Below are 18,217 nucleotides of genomic sequence, written 5' to 3' on the forward strand. Positions count from 1 at the left end.
AAAATTAAGCCAGCTCTCCTGAATCACACCTTTGAACGAAAATCGATAAAAATCACGAAATCTGCTCGCTATCTGGGGTTTATGGAGGGCTTACGTTCAATCTGGCTTTTCTGCTGTTCTTGAGATCCAGGAAGAAAAGATTTCACATTTGGATGGCATTGTGTCAAAAATTGAGGAGGCACTTTTCGTTATCTCTATTTTGTGTCGGCAGCGTATCGTGATGCTTGGATGGCGATTGGATTGCTCTGAACGAACTGAAGAGGTTTGGAAGAATCCTTTAGATCCATTGAAGACAAATTTTGTGCCGGAGCATGAGAAAGAATTTTTAGTTGATGCGCGACACTTTGAGTCGATGGCTAATGCCGCTTTAAAAGCGTATTTTGATTTAACGCCTAAAGTTAAAACGGTATTTAAGGATTTTTCAACTGGCATAGCTCCTTTTATAGAAATGAATACTGCACAACGATTTATGTCACTGTTTCATTCATTGGAAAAGTGTAAATCGTTTGCAAACGAGTTGAGTTTGACACCCGAGGAATTAGCTTCTGATGCCACACTTAAACTGGCATTGGAGGGTGCAAAAGAAGGCGTAGATCCCGCTATTTCTGCCCGTATTGATGGGCTGTTGAAAAAAATTCGTAATCCTTCAATTCAGCAGCAGCTTAATCCTGTGTTGGCGATGTGGTCTGTAAATCCGTACGGTCTGTGGCCCTTATTTGGCACACCATCGTTGCCTGGCCTCAAAGATATTAGGGATAAACTTTCGCATAGCGGTCCAATGGGTGTTGATCATCAGAGTTTGGATGTGGCGACACGTCACTTTAGTATTTTTGTAGAGCGTATTTTGATCGCTATATTGGAGATTCCACTTGCGCAAACTAATGCTGGTGGAAATACGTATTCGAGATTTCATCGAGATAGCGCAGAGTCTATAACTGAGCTTCAAAAGCAGACATTTAACCTCAAGAAAGGCTCGTAATAAGTGATGATTGATTTGAATCAAGCCTAAGGCAAATCCTTTGAACGCCGTGGGGGGATATATTCAGATTTTTACAAATTGCTTTGGGTGTTAATCCAGGGCACAGTCAAAGACTTAGTCAATTAGAAGTCGTTTGTAAAAATCATTTTGTGGTCGAGTTTGATTTAAATAGTAGTATTTCACATGTTATAGTTGTTAACTATAATAAAACGTTAAAAAATACTATTTATGAATCTCTTCGATCTTGGTCAAGTCTTAAAAGAAGCGCGCTTATTGCATAGGCTGACGCAAAGTGAGCTGGCCAGCCGCACCGGTGTGAGCTTGTCTAGCATTTCTGGCTTAGAACGGGGTATTCTGCTTGAGATAGGTACAGTGAAGTTGTTGCAGTTGTTTGCGGCAGTCGGTTTAGAGCTGCATACGCGAGTACAAGGACAGCGGCGAACCTTGGACGATATCAAGGCTGAAAACGCGCAGGCATCATCTGCGCTTAGGCTTGGATCAACTATTAATGAAGAATCTACGCGTGTGCGGAAAAGAGTGCGGCACGCGAAAAAGTAATGACCTGATGGTGTCATCGTTGAATTAAGTGTTTTAACGATAACGAAATAGAAATTTAGATTTTATCAATTGGAGGTGTGCGGTGATTAAGTCATTAGCGATAAAAAATTTTAGATCTTTGGCCGATTTTGAAGTGGCCAAACTTGGACGTGTCAATTTAATTGTTGGGAAAAACAATTCCGGAAAAAGCTCGGTGTTAGAGGCTTTGCGGATTTATGCCGCCAACGGTCAGCGCAGTCTTTTGGAAAAAATCGCTTCTGGCCACGATGAAAAATTTCGCCTAAGTGATTCGGAAATTGAAGAGTCTGATGTTGCGTTCCCTTTTGAGGATTTTTTCACGGGTAGAAAATTCCCCACTAATGACGACACGATGATCGTCATTGGTGAGTCTATTTCAAGTGATTTGGCGTTGCGCATCGAGCATGGTCTCTACGTTGAGAGTAGCTCATCAATTACTGAACTAGATAAAGAAACTAGGACGCAAATCCATCGTCGTCGGGTCAAAAAAACAGAAGACCGAATACTTGTGGCGATCGAGGAGGGAACTCCAATTGATGCCTTATATGTTTCGAAAGGCGAACGCACAACGGCTTCGCGGCTTGATGAACGTAACTCACGTATTCGCGGCAGTATAGATTTGCCCGGCAGCATTGCCTGTAGTGTGATTCCTACCCAGTTTGTTTCAGTTGATGAATTGGCGGATGAGTGGGATAAGATTGGCTTGACCAAAGATAAGCAAATTGTGATCGATGCGTTAAAGATCATTGCGCCGGAATTTGAGGAGTTGATGTTTGTTAAACGAGATGATTCGTACTCGAATGCTCGCATGAGCCTCGGCATTAACCGAGATCGCCTTAGTCGTACCGCGATGTTGAGATTGTCAAATTTCCCACGCCCTGTTCCTTTAAACAGTTTGGGTGATGGCATGCTGCGTATCTTGCAACTGGTGCTGAAGATTTTTCCGGCTAGAGGCGGTTTTTTGTTAATCGATGAATTTGAAAATGGTTTGCATTACGCAGTTCAAGAAAAAGTCTGGGATTTACTTTTTGAGTTAGCGAACAAGCTGGACATTCAAGTATTTGCAACGACTCATAGCTGGGACTGTATTGAAAGTTTTGCCAAAGTTGCCGTTGACAGAAAAGACATCGAAGGTGTGTTATTTCGTGTTGGTAAAAGCGTTCGCACTAGTGATAGAGATCGCGTTATTGCGACTGTGTTCGATGAGGATCAGCTATTTAACATTACTCAATCTGACGTTGAGGTACGGTAATGGCAAATGCGATGAAAATATTGTTGGTTGAGGGTGAGTCAGATAAAAGTTTTTTTGAAGAAGTGTGCGAATTATTGAAACTTGATACCAAAATTCAAGTTGCGCCGCCACGCGATATCGGTGGTGTACATAATTCAAAGCAGGGAATTTTCAAACAGCTATCCATTTTATTGAACCAGTTCGCAGATGGAACATTGACTCATCTTGCTGTGATTATGGACGCGGACTACAAGAGTGAACATGGCTTGGGTTGTCAGGCAACCATAAGTCAAATGGAGACGACACTGGCACCATTCGGTTTTAATTTGAAGCGGAACAGCGACCCCAAAATGGCCGGATTATTTTTTACCCATCCGGATGGATTTAAGGATCTTGGTTTTTGGGTAATGCCGAATAATCGTGATGAAGGCATGTTGGAAGATTGGATTAAAAATTGCGTGAGCCCTAGTGAGCAGACTTTGTTTCAGCATGCTGTCGCGACTACAACAGCATTGACCGCACCTAAGTTCAAAGAAATTCATCGTTCTAAGGCAGAAGTCGCCACTTGGCTTGCCTGGCAAAAAACACCCGGGCACGGCCCATACTCAGCACTTAGAGAATCTTGTATCGATCCTGAATCAGCACAGTTCAAGCAATTGGCTAGTTGGCTACGCCTAGTATTTCAGTAACATTATTTAGAAAATTCCATCTATGTCGAATGCGCAAATCCCAACTTTGCTGGCGAATCTATTTACCGAAAGCCGCATCGTTTTTTGGAACGATGCAGATCAAGAGTTTTCTGCAGAACTGGTGTCGCTGGTGCCAGATGGCGTGAGCCTGATTATGTTGGATGATGAGCCCAAGTTGCAGCTCAAGCAGAAACTGGAAATCCAGGATCTCAGTGGAAAGTATTTGCTGTATAGCCCGCAGGCTGAGCCTTTACCGGAAGATGACTGGCTGCTCAACATCCGCCTGTATAGCCGCATTTTCCGTGCCGATGCGGTATCGGTGCAGTTGGATGAATTGGGGCTATTGAATCTGGCGATGCGCGAACACTTGAAGCGCCGCGCCAAATTCTTGCGCAATAAGGACCGGCTAGAAAAGTTAAAGCGCCTGACTGCCGCGCAGGATGATGAGACGACAATGGATAGAAAGATGCTGGCCGTGATCACGCGCGCGGATCAGCCTGAACCTTTCACTATTCTTTATCGCATGATGTCAGCGATGATCGTGGATGGCCGTGTGCAGATGGAAGCGCAGCCCAAGGTGCTCGACGAGATCATTGCGTTGGAATTGGAAGTGCCGTTCTGGGCTATGGTGTACGAACAGTTTGGATATCAGTCGCAAACACCATCTCTACGTGATCTGGTGTATCACCTGCTGGTGACTGATTTCGCATTGGCACGGCAAGGTTCATTCCCAAGTGCTTTGCAATCATTCGTTTTGCAAGAGGGGAATAGACTGCCCCAAATTACGGTGTTTTGCGACCGCTGGCGGCGAGATCTGGCGCACTTCGCCAGTTACGATGCGATTAGTGAAGCAGTGGCCGATGGCTTGAAAGTCGGCGGACACCTGAATGCGCTCGATCATTTGAATCTGTTAGAAGTACAGACATTCTCTGATGTGGAAAAACGCTTGCTGGTTGGCTTGCGCGATGTGATTCAAGGTGGCGATGCTGCGGCGCTGGTGCATGTGCAGGCAATTGCAGCAAAGCGCAGGGATGGACATTGGGCCAATACCGTGTTGGCGTCGCAGAACCCGGTGATCAAGGCCTTTGGCGCTTGTTACGATGCGATCGAGGCGGCTGCAAAGTTTAGCAGCCTTGCAGCCCAATATGCGCATGGCTTTAGTTACCCAACTGTAGAAGCGATGTTCCAGGCCTACCAGAAAGAGTTGTTCCGTTTTGATCAGTGCTATCGCCACTTTATGCTTGCTAATGATGTGGTGGAATTGAATGGTTGGTTGTTTCTGCAATCATTGAAGGAGTGGATAGGCGAGCGCTATAGCTGGTACATGGCGCAGTTGTCATCGACCTGGGGCAGCTTTATTGCTGGCGATGCCCATGAAAATACGCTACTACAAAACTGGACTATCCCCGATGTGCGTAGCCAACAGCACTTCTTTCAAAATTATGTGCAGCCGATTGTGGATGCTGGTGCTCGTAACCGGGCCTATGTCCTGATCAGCGATGCGCTGCGTTTTGAAGTAGCGCAAGAGCTCTATGAACGCTCGGTATCGACTAACCGATTTAAGGCCAGCTTAGATGGCGTGCTAGGTGTTTTACCTTCATACACTACACTAGGTATGGCAGCGCTGTTGCCGCATAAGCGCCTGGACTATCGGTCCACGGCCAACGCGGAAGTGTTTGTTGATGGCAAACCAAGCGCTTCGCTTGAACAGCGTTCGGCGATTCTGGAAGACCATGATGGTATAGCGATCAAGGCCGATGCCTTGGTGGCGATGGGTAAAGAAGCCGGTAGAGAATTTGTTAAGCCATATAAAGTGGTGTATCTGTACCATGATCAAATCGATGCAACGGGTGACAAGCAATCGACAGAATCGGAAACCTTTAGCGCCTGCGAGAAAGCGATCAATGAAATTGAAGGCGTGATTCGTTACATCATCAACACCTTGGGCGGATCTATCGTACTGATTACAGCCGATCACGGGTTCTTGTATCAAGAAGAAAAATTGGACGAGGCGGACAAGAGCGCTCTGACAGAAAAGCCTGATGGCACATTGAAAGCCAAGAAACGTTATTTGATCGGTCAGGATCTGGGGGAGTCGCCAAAAGCCTGGGCGGGTAATACAGCCGTTACCGCTGGCACGACAGACAGCTTGGATTTTTGGGTGCCCAAAGGTGCCAACCGCTTTCACTTTACCGGTGGCGCACGTTTTGTGCACGGTGGCGCGATGCTGCAAGAGATCGTAGTGCCAGTGTTGACGGTAAGAGCGACTGAACATGAAAAGTCAAAGATCCGCCCGGTAGAAATTACCTTGCTCGGTTCGGTGCGCAAAGTTGTCACCAATCGGCAAAAATTTGAATTTATTCAAACCGAAGCGATTACCGACAAAGTGTTGCCTCGCACGGTCTTGGTTTCTTTACGCGATACCGATGGTGATAAGCTCATCAGCAACGAAGCTTCATTGACGTTTGATAGCAACTCCAACTTGATGGATGAGCGCAAGAAAACCGTGATGCTGACGATACTCGCCGGTAGCTACGATAAGAATAAAGATTACGCGCTGGTGATACGGGATGCTCTGACTAAGGCAGAAGTGGATCGTGTGGATTTCCGTATTGATTTGGCTTTTAGTAATGACTTTTAAAGATTGTTGATGACTTCCGCTATGACAAAACCATGACAACTGACCAACAAATGTCTTCCGATAATCTGGATGCGCCACTAGACGTCGCTTCTTTAGATTCGCTGCTCAATCGTCACTTTGCCGGACGCGTTGTCCGCAAGGATTTGACTAAAATGGTCAAAGAGGGTGCCAACGTACCGGTCTATGTCCTTGAATACCTGCTGGGGATGTACTGTGCATCCGACGATGCGGACGTGATCCGCGAAGGCCTGGTCACCGTTAAACGCATTCTGGCTGAGAACTATGTGCGGCCAGACGAAGCGGAAAAAGTGAAAAGTAAAATCCGCGAACAGGGCAGTTATAAGATCATCGACAAGATCACAGTCAAGCTCAACGAGAAGCGCGACGTGTATGAGGCATTGCTGTCTAATTTGGGCGTGACGGGCGTTGAAGTCGATAGCCGCGATGTCAAAGAATTTGAAAAATTACTTGCCGGTGGTATCTGGTGCATCGTCACACTCAATTACTTCTACGAAGAAAATCAAAAAGGTTCGCCATTCCGCATGGCGGACTTAAAGCCTATCCAGATGCCGAATATGGATATGGATGCCTTGAAAGAGGGGCGCACGCATTTCACGGAGGAGCAGTGGATCGATGTATTGCTGCGCTCTACAGGTATGGAGCCAACCCATTTCAAGGAACGCGCCAAGTGGCATCTGCTGGCACGCATGATCCCTCTTGCAGAAAATAACTATAACGTGTGTGAGCTGGGACCACGTGGTACCGGCAAGAGCCATATCTACAAAGAAATCAGCCCAAACTCCATTCTGGTATCAGGCGGACAATCAACGGTTGCCAATCTGTTTTACAACATGGGCAGCCGCAAAGTGGGCTTGGTAGGCCTTTGGGATGTGGTGGCGTTTGACGAAGTGGCAGGCATGACCTTTAAAGATCATGACGGTGTGCAGATTATGAAGGATTACATGGCCTCAGGATCATTCTCAAGAGGGCGAGATGCCATCAGCGCATCGGCATCCATGGTCTTTGTGGGCAACATTAATCAAAGCGTGGAATCGCTGGTGAAGACGAGTCATTTGTTTGCGCCGTTCCCAGAGACGATGATAGACACTGCATTCTTCGATCGTTTCCATTGCTATATCCCTGGCTGGGAAATTCCAAAAATGCGGCCGGAGTTTTTCACGAACCAATACGGCATGATTGTTGATTACCTGGCTGAGTATCTGCGTGAGATGCGTAAGGTCAGCTGTGCCGATGCGATCGACAAGTTCTTCAAGCTGGGTAATAACCTCAATCAACGCGACACCATAGCGGTACGTAAAACAGTGTCTGGCTTGCTGAAACTGTTGTATCCGCAAGGAGATTTTCCGAAAGAGGCTGTAGCACGTTGCCTGGAATACGCATTGGAAGCCCGCCGTCGAGTCAAAGAGCAGTTGAAAAAACTAGGTGGCATGGAGTTTTACGATGTGCATTTTAGTTACATCGACAATGAAACATTGGAAGAACGTTTTGTCTCAGTCTTAGAGCAGGGCGGTGGTGGCTTGATCCCTGAAGGCCAATTAAAACCGGGCGCACTACATACCGTCGCGCCAGGCAGCAATGGCATGTTGGGGCTGTACCGCATTGAGTTGCAATCGACACCTGGCAATGGAAAATTATCGTTGTCTGGCCTGGGCTCAAGCACTAGTTCAAAAGAGCCAATGCGAATTGCCTTCGACTATTTTAAAGCTAACGTCAGCCGGGTGAGTGCGTCCGCCAAGGTCAATGAGCATGACTATCATTTATCTGTAGTGGAGCTGCACAACACAGGGCCAACTGACCAAATGACATTGCCAGCCTTTGTCGCATTGTGCTCGGTACTGATGGGTCGACCAATCCAATCGCAAATGGTTGTGTTGGGCAATATGAGCCTGGGTGGCAATGTCACATCGGTGCGCAATCTGGCAGAGTCATTACAGGCGGCTTTCGATTCAGGCGCAAAACGCATCTTGATACCGATGAGCAGTGTTTCTGCCATTGCCACTGTGCCTGGTGAATTGTTTGCTAAGTTCCAGACTAGTTTTTATTCTGATCCAGTGGATGCTGTGTTTAAAGCGTTGGGAGTGGAATAATGTGCAAAAAACATGCACATAAATGCCTCACGGTTAATTTTGGTTGCGCGTCAACACGCCTGTAATACAACGGCAACACCTAACGGAAGCGTCATATTTCTTTCTTGGCTCCATATATACGCCGATTTGCACAGCCATTTACCGGACTCTCTGTTTTATGTTGTCCATTTTGCAGTCCGTTGCTATCCACATTTTGAGAACGTACGGAATCGCTTTGCGACGAATCAATTTTTTTGCTGTCTATTTTTGGATTACTTGGTTCAATCTCATAACGTCTGGACGCTTTCATTTCACTTTTTGAGATGGATTGCGCTTCCTTAAGACTTTTCACAAGATTCTCGAAAAGAGATTTATCCATGACAGCTCCTTCAATTATCAAGCCAGCATATATTCAGATTTTAATATTCGTCGCAAGAAAGTGATGAGGACACATTTTTTAAAATTGGCACCCGTTTCTCCAATTACTTTATCTCTGCTTTTCTCAAAACAAGTTCTTTGTTTTCGTTAATTTTAATATCCAGAACGTCGCCTACCGTCCATCCTAATTCTTGCAATAATTTTTCTGGAACAGGCACAATCATCTCATCGCTGCCATCCTTTGGATCTATAAAGCCTGAACGACAAACAATTGGCTTTGTTTGCTGCCACTGCGCATCTTTCCATGCTTCGTGCCTTGCCATCATCTCTAAAAACGCCGCATTCCTTGGCGGTGGGTTCTCCATCATATCCAGAATCATCAGCGATTCGCTCTGTGTAAGCACAAGTGGCGTTCCGTTATCAAAATGGTCGGAATAAATCATAGGGTCTTCATTTATTGCCGTTACCGTGTCTTCTGGCACGTCGAGCGGTGAGGGAGCTCTGTCATTGAGTACATCAAGTAGCTCTTGAGTTATCGGGTTTCGCACCCAATCAGAATCGTCACCAATATCCGACATATTTTTTGGGTGCGCATCAAAATTGGCAGCAATAGAGGTACGATATTTCAGCGAGCTAGGTTGGTGAGGTTCTTGGAATTGAACTTCGCAAAAATCGTTTTTTTCCGACACGGCCAAGTACATAGGGGGTGGCAATGTCGAATTTTTTTTGTAATTTTTCGCGCCAGTTTCTCGGTATTTTTTTTATCCCTCGCTTCTTAATTTGTGTCGTAGCTATCAGCGGCCGATAGGCAAATTTGTTTGCCAGCGCATCGTTTAAAGCATGATGTCTGGACAGTCCTGTCTCTTTGTAAAACTCGTATAAAACAATTTCATCAATATCTGAATTGACTAATTTTCCTTGCATCCATGGAGCAATTCTAAATTGTATCGAATCCAAAAATAGATCCCAGTCGGTTGTGTAATCAAAGCAAAGATAGACCGTCTCATCCTCTCTGCGGACCAGTTGGAGCCATTGTCGGAGTTTTATACTGAGGTCTGAAACACGACAATAGAAGTCTGGATTACTGCCCAATTGAGGCAAGACTGCTTCACGAACGAATGGTGTGCACTTTTCATCGGGGTAGGGAACTTCTGCATAAAATTCTTCTCCTGCGTCCGTGACCATTCCTATACTGATCAGAATAGGTTCCAGTAGGTCGGTGAATTCCGTGTCGATGAAAACGTTAATTTTTAGCTCCGGGATGTTATTAAAATTCGAAATCGTAAGAAAAATGAACGAATCGCACAAACTATATTTTTTTCGTCTTAAGTTTTTGAGTAATAATTTTTATGCTCTCCGCTTTCAAGGCATCAGCTTCTGCAGGCGGGAATCCCAAGTCCAAGAACACATTTCCTCCAACATGGGTCACGACAGACGATTGCAATGATTTTGCAAGGTCAGATTCTTCCAAAACTGGTTTTTTCAATGTCTTTGCCATCTTCTTGAGTATCCATTCAAGGCTGTAAATTCTACCAGCCGAAAAATGTTCATGGGATTCTCTCTATAGCTGTTGGGTTGTTCTTCTTTATCATAGAAAACTTCATGGAGCTGATGACAAGGCATGCCCATCCTTTGAAAGAAGTTTGTATTAAATTCGCGATTTATGCCTTTCCAAGATTTAAAGGAGCTTCGATTTGGAAATCAACTAGCATTTTCTAATTCGGCGAATTTCTTTTTTTACTCCAGCAATCGCCCCGGTAAGTGGAGAAAAATAGGACTTAAAGGTCAGTCGAAGATCTTCCTTCCAGTCCTTTGGTATCGGTCGGTTCAGATCTGTTTTGCAAGCTTCCCACGCCCCAACAAATGGCGACCAGAGCAGACGAAGTACCGCAATGAGAATTTTTTTGACGGTCATATTAATCCTTGTTAAATTCAATTTTTAATTGCTTCTGAAATTCAGAAAATGACGAAAAAAATAATGCCCTACCAATTTTGAAGTTCAGATTAAAACGTAAAGGTAATTTTTTCATGCGAAATCTCCCATGAGCTCAATCAATGCAGATGTTTGTCATTGCCGAGGGATATAAATGTTTTCACCGTCTACATATGTTCGATCTGCTTTAAGTATCATCAATGTTGATATCGCCATAGCGATGTCGGCACCGGCACCAAATAAATTAATTAACGCAGCGAACATGATCAAAGGACTGTCGTTATAGATCGCGAGTGGAATTCCAATGCCACTGATAATAAGTAGCGGTGCGAGTATGAACACAAGTTTTTGCACTTTGCTGTTTTCGCCATAGATGTGAGTAGCGAAAGCGCCATATTCTTTGACGACGCTAAATCGCACGAATTTCCAATATCTATGATTGGAGAAAAATGCATGCAACAACTCATGCGCGCACAAAACCAACCCGACATATGCAATTGCTTCAAATACTCCCCACCATTCTTGAGAGAAAACCATGAACATCGAGGAAATCGAATAATTAGCGAAATACAAAACGCCACAAGAACCGATTAACAAAAATATTGCGATGGCAAATCCGATCTCAATCTGGTACGCCCAAAAGAGAAAAACGTAGTCATTCTTCTCTTCGGCGATATCCCATATTTTCCACAAACTTAAATCAGGCTTTGGAATTTTATTTGTCATGATTTCCCTTAAGTAGTTTTTAACGTGACAAACATTTTGGCCGAACCATCATTTGCATGCATTAATGTCCAAGTGCGCGATTTATGAGCCTGAAGTTCCGATTTTCTTAAGTGCAATTGAGATAGTCATGCTAATCCAAGCCGACCTGGAAATGCCAAGATCGTCGGCAGCTTCGTCAATTTTGGAAATCATCTCTGGCGGGAACGTCAATGAAATTTGCTCTTTGTTCCCACGCATGACGCCTTTTCTAATTTTTTTCGGCGACCCGGCTGAGCCAGTCAGATTTTCGCTTTCTGGTGCTTCTGAAATAAATAGGTCCAGTTTTTTTGAAGGTTTTTTCATAAGGATTTGTTCGATATTTTATTAGGCTGGATATTCAAAGAAATTTACACGGTCAATTATGTGCGTTTAACATAATCAAGAACTTCTAGGCTCTCATGATTGGCGTTTGCATTGTCATTTTTACGATCTTATATGAGCGATTAGTTTGATATGTCTAATATTAAATTAAATTCAATTAACAATGTAAAATTAATGAAATAAATATTCATTACAGATTAATTTAATATGTAAATACGTGTTAATATGAGTTTTCTTAAATGCGCGTTGGAAAATTAAATCATCGAAAATATTCTGTGTTGCAATTATTGGATTCTGGATTCACTAATGCGAATAGAACTTCAATTTCTGAAGTTGTTTTTGCGGACGGATTAAAAAGAAATGATAGATGCTCGTTGAATTTGAGTCTTAAAGAAATATTGCTGGATCGCAATGTAAATATTCTGAGTTGCACAAGAGGTTAATTGGGCTTTCATTTAATAGAAAGCTTGCACTGCGAAACGGTTCAGGAGAATCGACAATACCGAGATCTATTTAAATATCTTTGTAAATTCTAGGGGGAAATAATGTTTGAATTACTCTTTTTGGGCGGAGCGTTCCTTGCTCTCTATACTTTGATAACAACTCTATCCGAGCCAGAATTCGATTTTTCATCAAGTCCATTTGATCCAAGTTCGTTGTTGACATTTGATTCTGGTGATGCGGCATCGACATCCCCTTTGGTTCCGGATCACTTTGACTCAGTTAGTTATGACAATGACGAGATGATGCCTAGGGTCAGGATGGGTTATCCGGGCGACGGTATGCCTCCGTCAGAGGATAATTACTTTCAACAATACATCGGCAACGATCCAAACATCGGGTCATTTGAACACAATGATTTTCAGGCTTTCGAAATGGATGTGTTCGGAGGAAATGGCATGTCCGACCTTGGATGTTCGATTGATTTTTCAATATCGAGTTGCGACTCGATGAGTTTTAATTTTGACTGAGCGTCGAGCATGTGATCAAGGTGCGGTCTGCGTGACATTTATTAAAAATCAGCGCTGCATGAGCGCTGATTTTTGTTCTGCTATCAAATTTGTTCAGAATTAACTGAACCATAAGACTCAACTATTTGGAATTTTTCGTTCTTTCAAAGTGTTCGATCCCAATTCCATAGCCGTAATACCATGCACAAAAATCACCAACCAGGCAATCAGGTACTTTCTCTTGTCCAGCTTGCCCAGCTTTCAATCCCACCTGAAAGTCAAAAATATCGATCCATATTTTTACCTTGATCGCATCGAACCGGGCTTGATAAGTGGTTTTATTGGCACATGTGAAATTACGTTTTTGCTTCTTTGACATGACGTTCTCCTTTTGGGTTAAAAAAGGATATGTGAGTTCAAAATAAAGGCCGATTAAATGAACTTTTCCACTAAATTTTTTCCAATGAATAAAGTCCGTCAGATACTGAATTTGATTCAAAAATGAACAACGGTAATATTCGATTCCATGAAAAGACAATATGATTTTAGTAAAGGAAAACGTGGTGCAGTTATCCCACCAACTGGGAAGACTCGTGTCACGTTGTACTTGGATGATGACGTGTTCAAAACTTTTCGCGTGAAAGCGGAACTTGAAGGCAAATGTTATCAAACCATGATCAATGAAGTATTGCGAAAGTCACTACCTGCCAAGGATTTAAGTCCGGTCACTGTTGATGATTTGCGTCAAATTATTCCCGGTAAGTCATGAAAATATCACGACGTGGAAATCGACTCCAAAAAAAATTAACTTTTTTAAAAGTATTAACAGCAGCAGACCTTTCTGCTCGATCTGCATATATTGAAAAAGTACGAGCTCATTTAGAAAAAATGCGACCGATATACAAATTAGCTACAGAAAAATGGGCGCAGTCCATAAAGGGTCGTTAAAAGTAGCATTTCATGGTATTACTGATGATGAAGGGGCTGTAAGAAGAGCCATTGATCTTGCTGTCAAGGCGGCGATTCAATCATCTATTGGAAAATTCATCACTTGATGGGATTTTTATCCCTTAAAGTTTCGTGAAAAGAGTAGTCTAAATATGCGTGCAATGTCACCTTGCCTTAATGAATTGACCTCATCATCCAGGGTTAAGCCAGAATCTCGCATTCCCTTCATACCACGCTAACGGGAAAGTACTTTAAGCGCATCGGTACTCGCTCTGTTTCTGCTAAAAAATCCACGAGCTGAGGAAGGGGCACGCACGAAGCGCCAATGGGAAGTCAGTTTTGTCATCGTATTTTTTTAGTTTCTAGATGCTAATCAATTTTCTCAGTAACATAATTAATCTCTTTGCCGTCCCAGTGATATTCCAGGTAGGCAGCGTGATTACATTTTCTGAGAATGGCTGTTTTGAATGCGGCGACACAGGTGCCATCCAACCGGCGTACGCTCGGATAATGAATTCCGCTTGATCCACTCTCGTGAATCTGTTTTCCAACTAACTTGGATGACGAATAACTTGCCAATGAAAATATCTCAGGATGACTATCTTTGGCCTTAAAGAGATCAGTCACCGTTCCAGATATGTCCATGTGATACAAGCGCATTTGCAAATACATCGGCTCTTCATTTGTCGCTTGCATGAACTTTGTCGAATGATGCTTGGTTTCAGCGACAGCGGTGTCCTTTTCCATAGCTGCGTAGAACACGCCATAACTACCGTCTGAAAACCGGCTACCCTCGGGATTGAGATGCGTAAAAGCGGCCATGATCGGGCCGGTTCCATGTCCATATAGACGTTCCGCTGGAGGCACTAACGATATTTCGCCAAGTTCGTTTCGAATCCGCGGATTCGTCATGGCTTCTAGTTCGTAAAGGGCATCGAAATCGTCCGCATCGGCGACACGATCGAACAAATAAATGGATGGAAAACGCGAAGGAACGATTCGATAACCTGGATGCCAATTAATGGAGGTGGTTGGCCACTGCATCAAGACCAACCTCCACGAGCGGCATCTAAATACTGGCGAACAATATACAGATCTGAAACATTGCCTGACAACATACGGTCAAGTGCGCTTTGACCGCCAAATGGGGGGGCGTTGTTTGGTTTGCTAATCCACGCATCTGCCGCAGTGTTTGAAGGCAATAATATCTGCAGTGATTTGTAGATGCCGAGCAAGTAGGAAATACGCTCAAGAGTATCCCTGCTCAGTAGAGCGGTTTCGGGCTCCTTCTTCCATTTGAAATATGCGGCTCGGCTTGGACTGCCAAGTAAGATGATTTCTTGGTCATTTTTTAACTGCCAGTCCTTAGCGATATTGAAGAATGCTTTCAAGCCCGCAGTAGAGAGTTTTTTGGTATCTGGTGCAGCTTTTATGGGATGAGCATTCATTATGATCAATCTATAAATGGATTAATTAAAATAATAGTCCATTTTTAGACTTTAATCAAGGTGAAACGAGATATTGATTCGTTTCACCTGAGAAATGTGTTTTTGGCCGCTTAAAAATGCGCAAATACGACGGACTTTCAACGTCGATATTTTCAATATTGCTTGGAAGAGATAATTGTGCGATGCACAACGATTATGTGCTCAGCAATATATTGGGTGACTGATCCCCGATGCTCTGCTGGAGAATTACAATGAGTTGGTCCGAATGCCGGTATGGGGCGGGTGCCGCCAGTGGTTTTTTTACATTGATCGTCTAGAATCGCCAAAACTTGACAATCGACGATCCCAAGGCAAGCGGCAGCAATGGAAGAATAAGCAGCCATTACGGTTTGCCCCAAGCCACCAATTATTTTGCGGCTCATAATAATGTCGAAATTGCTTTTCCATAAAGTTTCTGCCACTGAGAAAATTTTTATTTCTTCATGAAATTTTGTTTGTGATTACTTTTTTGAGGCAACGTGGTTTACATGATTTTTCACGCACTGTTAGGGGATCGGCGATTTGTGCATCGCGGTAGCAAAATTTTATGTGCTGTTTCTATATAAATACTAACATTAAGGCTATCTGGATAAACTTTAGAGTACATCAAAAAATTGACTTCGAGCAATACCCCTCATGTACTATATTAATCATACTGAAAAAATTACCTCTACAAAGAGATATTTATGCAAAAAAGTCATGAAAAAGACCGCTTTGGGATACATGAAGATAATTTACGTGCAGCCACAAAAGTATTAAAAAAAGAGAGTCTCCATTTTTGTGTTACGTGCCGTCACGCAGGGAAGTAGCTACGTTTGAATATCAAGAACTTGAGAAAATTTTAATTGAATGGATGTGTCACAGTCCAACGGAAATCATTCCGAGTCGAACACAAATCGCAGAAGTGAAATCGATTTTGCTTCAAAGACGAGATTTAGCGCAATTGAGCAATTTGATCACTATGTGCAATTACTACATGCAAAGCGATTAATAGCTTGATATGTGGCCCCGTCCGAGACTTCTCGTCGTCTCCATGTGTTTCTTTATCCGGCGGTTTCAACTCAATAGCCTCGCAAGCAAGTTTAAAAAAAATACATCTCCTCGTTTGTCTACCGACTGTATCTAACCCGCACTAGTTTTCTTTGACCACTGCTCCAATGCGAAGCAGTGCAACAACTGATAATAATCAAGCCGAAGCTTGCGTAAGACGTTAAAATCTATTTGGCAAACGGGCGCTTCGATATTGTTAGACACTTTACTGTTATTTACTCAGCACCTGCGGATAAAAGGCGGAATCGCTGGTCATGGAAGTTGAACTCAAATTGCAAATCACGGCTCCAGATACGCGAGCATTGAAACGGCATTCGATGCTGAAACAATATGCGACATCGCAGCTGCATGAGCAGAAAATTTCAGACACCTATTTCGATACGCCGGACTTCTTTCTACAACGATCCGGCGCATGCCTACGTATTCGACTTTCGGGCAGGAAGTGGATTCAAACCTTGAAGAGCACTGAACGCACTAACGGAAACAATGGTGGTTTGTATTGCCGCGATGAATGGGAATCACCGGTGGAAGGCCCATCACCAGATGTCGCACGCCTTTACGATTTGGTTCGTGAAAAGCGAAAATGGCTCAAAATGTTGCAGTCTCCGAAAGTCGGTAATTCTTTCTTGCCAATTTTTTCCACGAACATCAAACGTACAACATGGATTTTGTGTTTACCGCAGGGCGACCGGGTCGAATGCGCACTGTATCTGGGCACGCTGACACTTGAAAGCAAACAAATACCGATAAACGAAATTGAATTCAAACTGAAATCCGGAGACCCAACGCACTTATTTGATATCGCGCTGGCGCTACAACGGGATATTGCGTTGAAAATTAGCACCTTGAGCAAGGGCGATCGCGGTTATGCATTGATTGCCCCGCAACCGTATGTCCCGGTCAAAGCGATGCGATTAATATTACGAAGAAACATGACAGTTGAACAGGCATTTCAGGAAATTGCCAGAAATTGTCTTGAGCAGATACAGTCCAACGTCCCTGGCGTGGCGCTTCAATACGACCAGGAAAGTTTGCATCAAATGCGGGTCGGATTACGTCGATTACGCTCTGCATTCAGATTATTCAAGAACGTGATTGCGCTCCCCGTCGAATTGCAACAAGAGATAGACTGGCTTTCCAAGCAATTGGGAGGCGCACGAGACTGGGATGTGTTGAGCGGCTCGACCTTACCCATGATTATGCAATCCGTGTCAGACGACACCCAACTGAGTGAACTGAACCTAGCCGTATTGGCGAGAGCAAAAAAAGAACACAAAACAGCATCGACAGCAGTGAATTCTGCTCGATATACGCGATTCATTTTGTGTATAACCCGATGGTTGCTGAGACCAGAATGGGCCGAAGTGCCCCATCAGTGCAATCCGAGTCCGATAGAAATGGATGTAATGGATTTCGCTCGAAAACTGTTGGCACGTGGTGGACAGCGCTTGCTTAAGCATGGTCGAAAATTTGACGCGATGAGCACAAATGAGCGTCATCATGTGCGCATCGCTGCAAAGAAGATGCGTTATGCCACTGAATATTTTAAGTCACTGTTTTCAGAAAAAAAAGTACAACCCTATATCGAAGCGTTGACAAATTTACAGAACGAACTTGGCTGGTTCAATGATGCTGCAGTAGCCGACTGCTTATTGAGAGAACTTCAAAGCATTAAGCCCAGCCTGCGCAAAAGTATCGGATTTGTTAGGGAATATCTGGCATCGAACGTCATTTGCAATAACAGCAATATGTGCAAATCGTGGAAAAAATTTACAACAGTAAATTACCCAAATTAGTCGGCGATACGAAGTTGGAACGGACCCCAACATGACAAAAATGTCTTTCTAGCCAGCCTTCAGCAAATTGCCGGCCCTCATCATGCAAGCGTTGCAGAAAATGCCCTTGGGCATTCATTTTGCTGTGGGTGCTTAAAAGACTCATCAAACCTTGCGATTCCATCACGTCAATGTTGAGTTGGCGTAGTCGACGGTCTAGACGTGCAAAGCTCGGCCACCCGCGATCGGCCTCGCGTTTTGCCAGCATGACGGCATTCATTTCAGTATTAAAGGCTGATGTAAAGCCCATCTCCGTATGCGTCCGACAGACCCACCTAGACGATCAGCAAATAACCGATTTTGCCCGCAGCGGAAGCAATTCATCAATACGATTATTTTTACAGGTA

General features: G+C 43.9%; 21 protein-coding genes. 9 read left to right on the plus strand and 12 right to left on the minus strand.

The window, feature by feature from the left end; genetic code table 11:
* The first annotated feature begins 160 nt into the window (after window positions 1-160).
* The 6 genes from AAKU61_RS19845 (at window position 161) to brxL (ending at window position 8,224) form a co-directional block, all read left to right on the plus strand.
* The gene (locus AAKU61_RS19845) at window positions 161-979 is read left to right on the plus strand and encodes a hypothetical protein (protein ID WP_354335077.1); all 819 of its coding nucleotides are present in this window, start codon (window positions 161-163) and stop codon (window positions 977-979) included.
* Window positions 980-1,207: 228 nt separating this feature from the next.
* The gene (locus AAKU61_RS19850) at window positions 1,208-1,537 is read left to right on the plus strand and encodes a helix-turn-helix domain-containing protein (protein ID WP_354335079.1); all 330 of its coding nucleotides are present in this window, start codon (window positions 1,208-1,210) and stop codon (window positions 1,535-1,537) included.
* Between the two features lie 82 nt (window positions 1,538-1,619).
* Window positions 1,620-2,807 (plus strand): AAA family ATPase, encoded by a 1,188-nt coding sequence (locus AAKU61_RS19855; protein WP_354335081.1) that lies wholly within the window; start codon window positions 1,620-1,622, stop codon window positions 2,805-2,807.
* Window positions 2,807-3,475 carry a DUF3226 domain-containing protein gene (locus AAKU61_RS19860; protein ID WP_354335083.1) on the plus strand — a complete coding sequence of 223 codons (669 nt, stop codon included), beginning with the start codon at window positions 2,807-2,809 and terminating at the stop codon, window positions 3,473-3,475. The genes AAKU61_RS19855 and AAKU61_RS19860 overlap by 1 nt, the downstream gene beginning before the upstream one ends.
* 22 nt (window positions 3,476-3,497) lie before the next feature.
* A complete protein-coding gene (gene pglZ, locus AAKU61_RS19865) occupies window positions 3,498-6,116 on the plus strand; it encodes a BREX-1 system phosphatase PglZ type A (protein WP_354335085.1) in 2,619 nt (872 codons plus the stop codon).
* Window positions 6,117-6,148: 32 nt separating this feature from the next.
* A complete protein-coding gene (brxL, locus tag AAKU61_RS19870; RefSeq protein WP_354335087.1) occupies window positions 6,149-8,224 on the plus strand; it encodes a protease Lon-related BREX system protein BrxL in 2,076 nt (691 codons plus the stop codon).
* Window positions 8,225-8,315: 91 nt separating this feature from the next.
* Here the strand turns inward: brxL and AAKU61_RS19875 are convergent, their stop codons facing one another.
* From AAKU61_RS19875 to AAKU61_RS19905, 7 genes are all read right to left on the minus strand, one after another.
* The gene (locus tag AAKU61_RS19875; protein ID WP_354335089.1) at window positions 8,316-8,582 is read right to left on the minus strand and encodes a hypothetical protein; all 267 of its coding nucleotides are present in this window, start codon (window positions 8,580-8,582) and stop codon (window positions 8,316-8,318) included.
* A gap of 103 nt (window positions 8,583-8,685) precedes the next feature.
* Window positions 8,686-9,282 (minus strand): hypothetical protein, encoded by a 597-nt coding sequence (locus tag AAKU61_RS19880; protein WP_354335091.1) that lies wholly within the window; start codon window positions 9,280-9,282, stop codon window positions 8,686-8,688.
* Window positions 9,215-9,766 carry a hypothetical protein gene (locus AAKU61_RS19885; RefSeq protein ID WP_354335092.1) on the minus strand — a complete coding sequence of 184 codons (552 nt, stop codon included), beginning with the start codon at window positions 9,764-9,766 and terminating at the stop codon, window positions 9,215-9,217. The genes AAKU61_RS19880 and AAKU61_RS19885 overlap by 68 nt, the downstream gene beginning before the upstream one ends.
* Window positions 9,767-9,890: 124 nt before the next feature.
* Entirely contained in the window at window positions 9,891-10,079 is a 189-nt protein-coding gene (locus tag AAKU61_RS19890) for a hypothetical protein (RefSeq protein ID WP_354335094.1), read from the minus strand.
* Between the two features lie 207 nt (window positions 10,080-10,286).
* A complete protein-coding gene (locus tag AAKU61_RS19895; RefSeq protein ID WP_354335096.1) occupies window positions 10,287-10,496 on the minus strand; it encodes a hypothetical protein in 210 nt (69 codons plus the stop codon).
* A 153-nt stretch (window positions 10,497-10,649) separates the two neighbouring features.
* On the minus strand, window positions 10,650-11,240 hold the full coding sequence (locus AAKU61_RS19900; protein WP_354335098.1) for a DUF3267 domain-containing protein: 591 nt from the start codon (window positions 11,238-11,240) through the stop codon (window positions 10,650-10,652).
* Between the two features lie 81 nt (window positions 11,241-11,321).
* Window positions 11,322-11,582, minus strand: a complete 261-nt coding sequence (locus AAKU61_RS19905; RefSeq protein ID WP_354335099.1) for a CopG family transcriptional regulator — start codon at window positions 11,580-11,582, stop codon at window positions 11,322-11,324.
* A gap of 563 nt (window positions 11,583-12,145) precedes the next feature.
* Between AAKU61_RS19905 and AAKU61_RS19910 the strand changes: the two genes are divergently transcribed.
* Complete coding sequence (locus tag AAKU61_RS19910; RefSeq protein ID WP_354335101.1) at window positions 12,146-12,571, plus strand: hypothetical protein; 426 nt, start codon at window positions 12,146-12,148, stop codon at window positions 12,569-12,571.
* 121 nt (window positions 12,572-12,692) lie between these two features.
* Here AAKU61_RS19910 and AAKU61_RS19915 read toward each other — a convergent pair whose 3' ends face one another.
* Window positions 12,693-12,929: a hypothetical protein gene (locus tag AAKU61_RS19915; RefSeq protein WP_354335103.1), complete on the minus strand. Its 237-nt coding sequence runs from the start codon at window positions 12,927-12,929 to the stop codon at window positions 12,693-12,695.
* A 147-nt stretch (window positions 12,930-13,076) separates the two neighbouring features.
* Between AAKU61_RS19915 and AAKU61_RS19920 the strand changes: the two genes are divergently transcribed.
* Entirely contained in the window at window positions 13,077-13,319 is a 243-nt protein-coding gene (locus tag AAKU61_RS19920; RefSeq protein ID WP_354335105.1) for a BrnA antitoxin family protein, read from the plus strand.
* Window positions 13,320-13,867: 548 nt separating this feature from the next.
* Here the strand turns inward: AAKU61_RS19920 and AAKU61_RS19925 are convergent.
* The 3 genes from AAKU61_RS19925 to AAKU61_RS19935 all read right to left on the minus strand — a co-directional run bounded on the left by AAKU61_RS19925 (window position 13,868) and on the right by AAKU61_RS19935 (window position 15,368).
* Window positions 13,868-14,542, minus strand: a complete 675-nt coding sequence (locus AAKU61_RS19925) for an RES family NAD+ phosphorylase (protein WP_354335113.1) — start codon at window positions 14,540-14,542, stop codon at window positions 13,868-13,870.
* Window positions 14,542-14,946 (minus strand): MbcA/ParS/Xre antitoxin family protein, encoded by a 405-nt coding sequence (locus AAKU61_RS19930; protein ID WP_354335107.1) that lies wholly within the window; start codon window positions 14,944-14,946, stop codon window positions 14,542-14,544. The genes AAKU61_RS19925 and AAKU61_RS19930 overlap by 1 nt, the downstream gene beginning before the upstream one ends.
* A gap of 152 nt (window positions 14,947-15,098) precedes the next feature.
* Window positions 15,099-15,368, minus strand: a complete 270-nt coding sequence (locus tag AAKU61_RS19935; protein WP_354335108.1) for a hypothetical protein — start codon at window positions 15,366-15,368, stop codon at window positions 15,099-15,101.
* A gap of 921 nt (window positions 15,369-16,289) precedes the next feature.
* Here AAKU61_RS19935 and AAKU61_RS19940 point away from each other — a divergent pair.
* Window positions 16,290-17,831 (plus strand): CYTH and CHAD domain-containing protein, encoded by a 1,542-nt coding sequence (locus tag AAKU61_RS19940; RefSeq protein WP_354335110.1) that lies wholly within the window; start codon window positions 16,290-16,292, stop codon window positions 17,829-17,831.
* Here AAKU61_RS19940 and AAKU61_RS19945 read toward each other — a convergent pair.
* Entirely contained in the window at window positions 17,806-18,120 is a 315-nt protein-coding gene (locus tag AAKU61_RS19945) for a hypothetical protein (protein ID WP_354335112.1), read from the minus strand. The two genes, AAKU61_RS19940 and AAKU61_RS19945, sit on opposite strands and share 26 nt — an antisense overlap.
* Between the last annotated feature and the right edge of the window lie 97 nt (window positions 18,121-18,217).

The organism is Undibacterium sp. GrIS 1.2 (assembly GCF_040544435.1).
Lineage (GTDB): Bacteria > Pseudomonadota > Gammaproteobacteria > Burkholderiales > Burkholderiaceae_D > Undibacterium.

Bases quoted from the DNA above. Each gene is read 5' to 3' on its own strand.
- AAKU61_RS19885 (WP_354335092.1), bottom strand. From the start codon at position 9,766: ATGGTCACGGACGCAGGAGAAGAATTTTATGCAGAAGTTCCCTACCCC.
- AAKU61_RS19930 (WP_354335107.1), bottom strand. From the start codon at position 14,946: ATGAATGCTCATCCCATAAAAGCTGCACCAGATACCAAAAAACTCTCT.
- AAKU61_RS19940 (WP_354335110.1), top strand. From the start codon at position 16,290: ATGGAAGTTGAACTCAAATTGCAAATCACGGCTCCAGATACGCGAGCA.
- AAKU61_RS19905 (WP_354335099.1), bottom strand. From the start codon at position 11,582: ATGAAAAAACCTTCAAAAAAACTGGACCTATTTATTTCAGAAGCACCA.
- AAKU61_RS19915 (WP_354335103.1), bottom strand. From the start codon at position 12,929: ATGTCAAAGAAGCAAAAACGTAATTTCACATGTGCCAATAAAACCACT.
- AAKU61_RS19860 (WP_354335083.1), top strand. From the start codon at position 2,807: ATGGCAAATGCGATGAAAATATTGTTGGTTGAGGGTGAGTCAGATAAA.
- brxL (WP_354335087.1), top strand. From the start codon at position 6,149: ATGACAACTGACCAACAAATGTCTTCCGATAATCTGGATGCGCCACTA.
- AAKU61_RS19875 (WP_354335089.1), bottom strand. From the start codon at position 8,582: ATGGATAAATCTCTTTTCGAGAATCTTGTGAAAAGTCTTAAGGAAGCG.
- AAKU61_RS19900 (WP_354335098.1), bottom strand. From the start codon at position 11,240: ATGACAAATAAAATTCCAAAGCCTGATTTAAGTTTGTGGAAAATATGG.
- AAKU61_RS19890 (WP_354335094.1), bottom strand. From the start codon at position 10,079: ATGGCAAAGACATTGAAAAAACCAGTTTTGGAAGAATCTGACCTTGCA.
- AAKU61_RS19925 (WP_354335113.1), bottom strand. From the start codon at position 14,542: ATGCAGTGGCCAACCACCTCCATTAATTGGCATCCAGGTTATCGAATC.
- AAKU61_RS19850 (WP_354335079.1), top strand. From the start codon at position 1,208: ATGAATCTCTTCGATCTTGGTCAAGTCTTAAAAGAAGCGCGCTTATTG.
- AAKU61_RS19880 (WP_354335091.1), bottom strand. From the start codon at position 9,282: ATGTACTTGGCCGTGTCGGAAAAAAACGATTTTTGCGAAGTTCAATTC.
- AAKU61_RS19920 (WP_354335105.1), top strand. From the start codon at position 13,077: ATGAAAAGACAATATGATTTTAGTAAAGGAAAACGTGGTGCAGTTATC.
- AAKU61_RS19945 (WP_354335112.1), bottom strand. From the start codon at position 18,120: ATGGGCTTTACATCAGCCTTTAATACTGAAATGAATGCCGTCATGCTG.
- AAKU61_RS19935 (WP_354335108.1), bottom strand. From the start codon at position 15,368: ATGAGCCGCAAAATAATTGGTGGCTTGGGGCAAACCGTAATGGCTGCT.
- AAKU61_RS19895 (WP_354335096.1), bottom strand. From the start codon at position 10,496: ATGACCGTCAAAAAAATTCTCATTGCGGTACTTCGTCTGCTCTGGTCG.
- AAKU61_RS19910 (WP_354335101.1), top strand. From the start codon at position 12,146: ATGTTTGAATTACTCTTTTTGGGCGGAGCGTTCCTTGCTCTCTATACT.
- pglZ (WP_354335085.1), top strand. From the start codon at position 3,498: ATGTCGAATGCGCAAATCCCAACTTTGCTGGCGAATCTATTTACCGAA.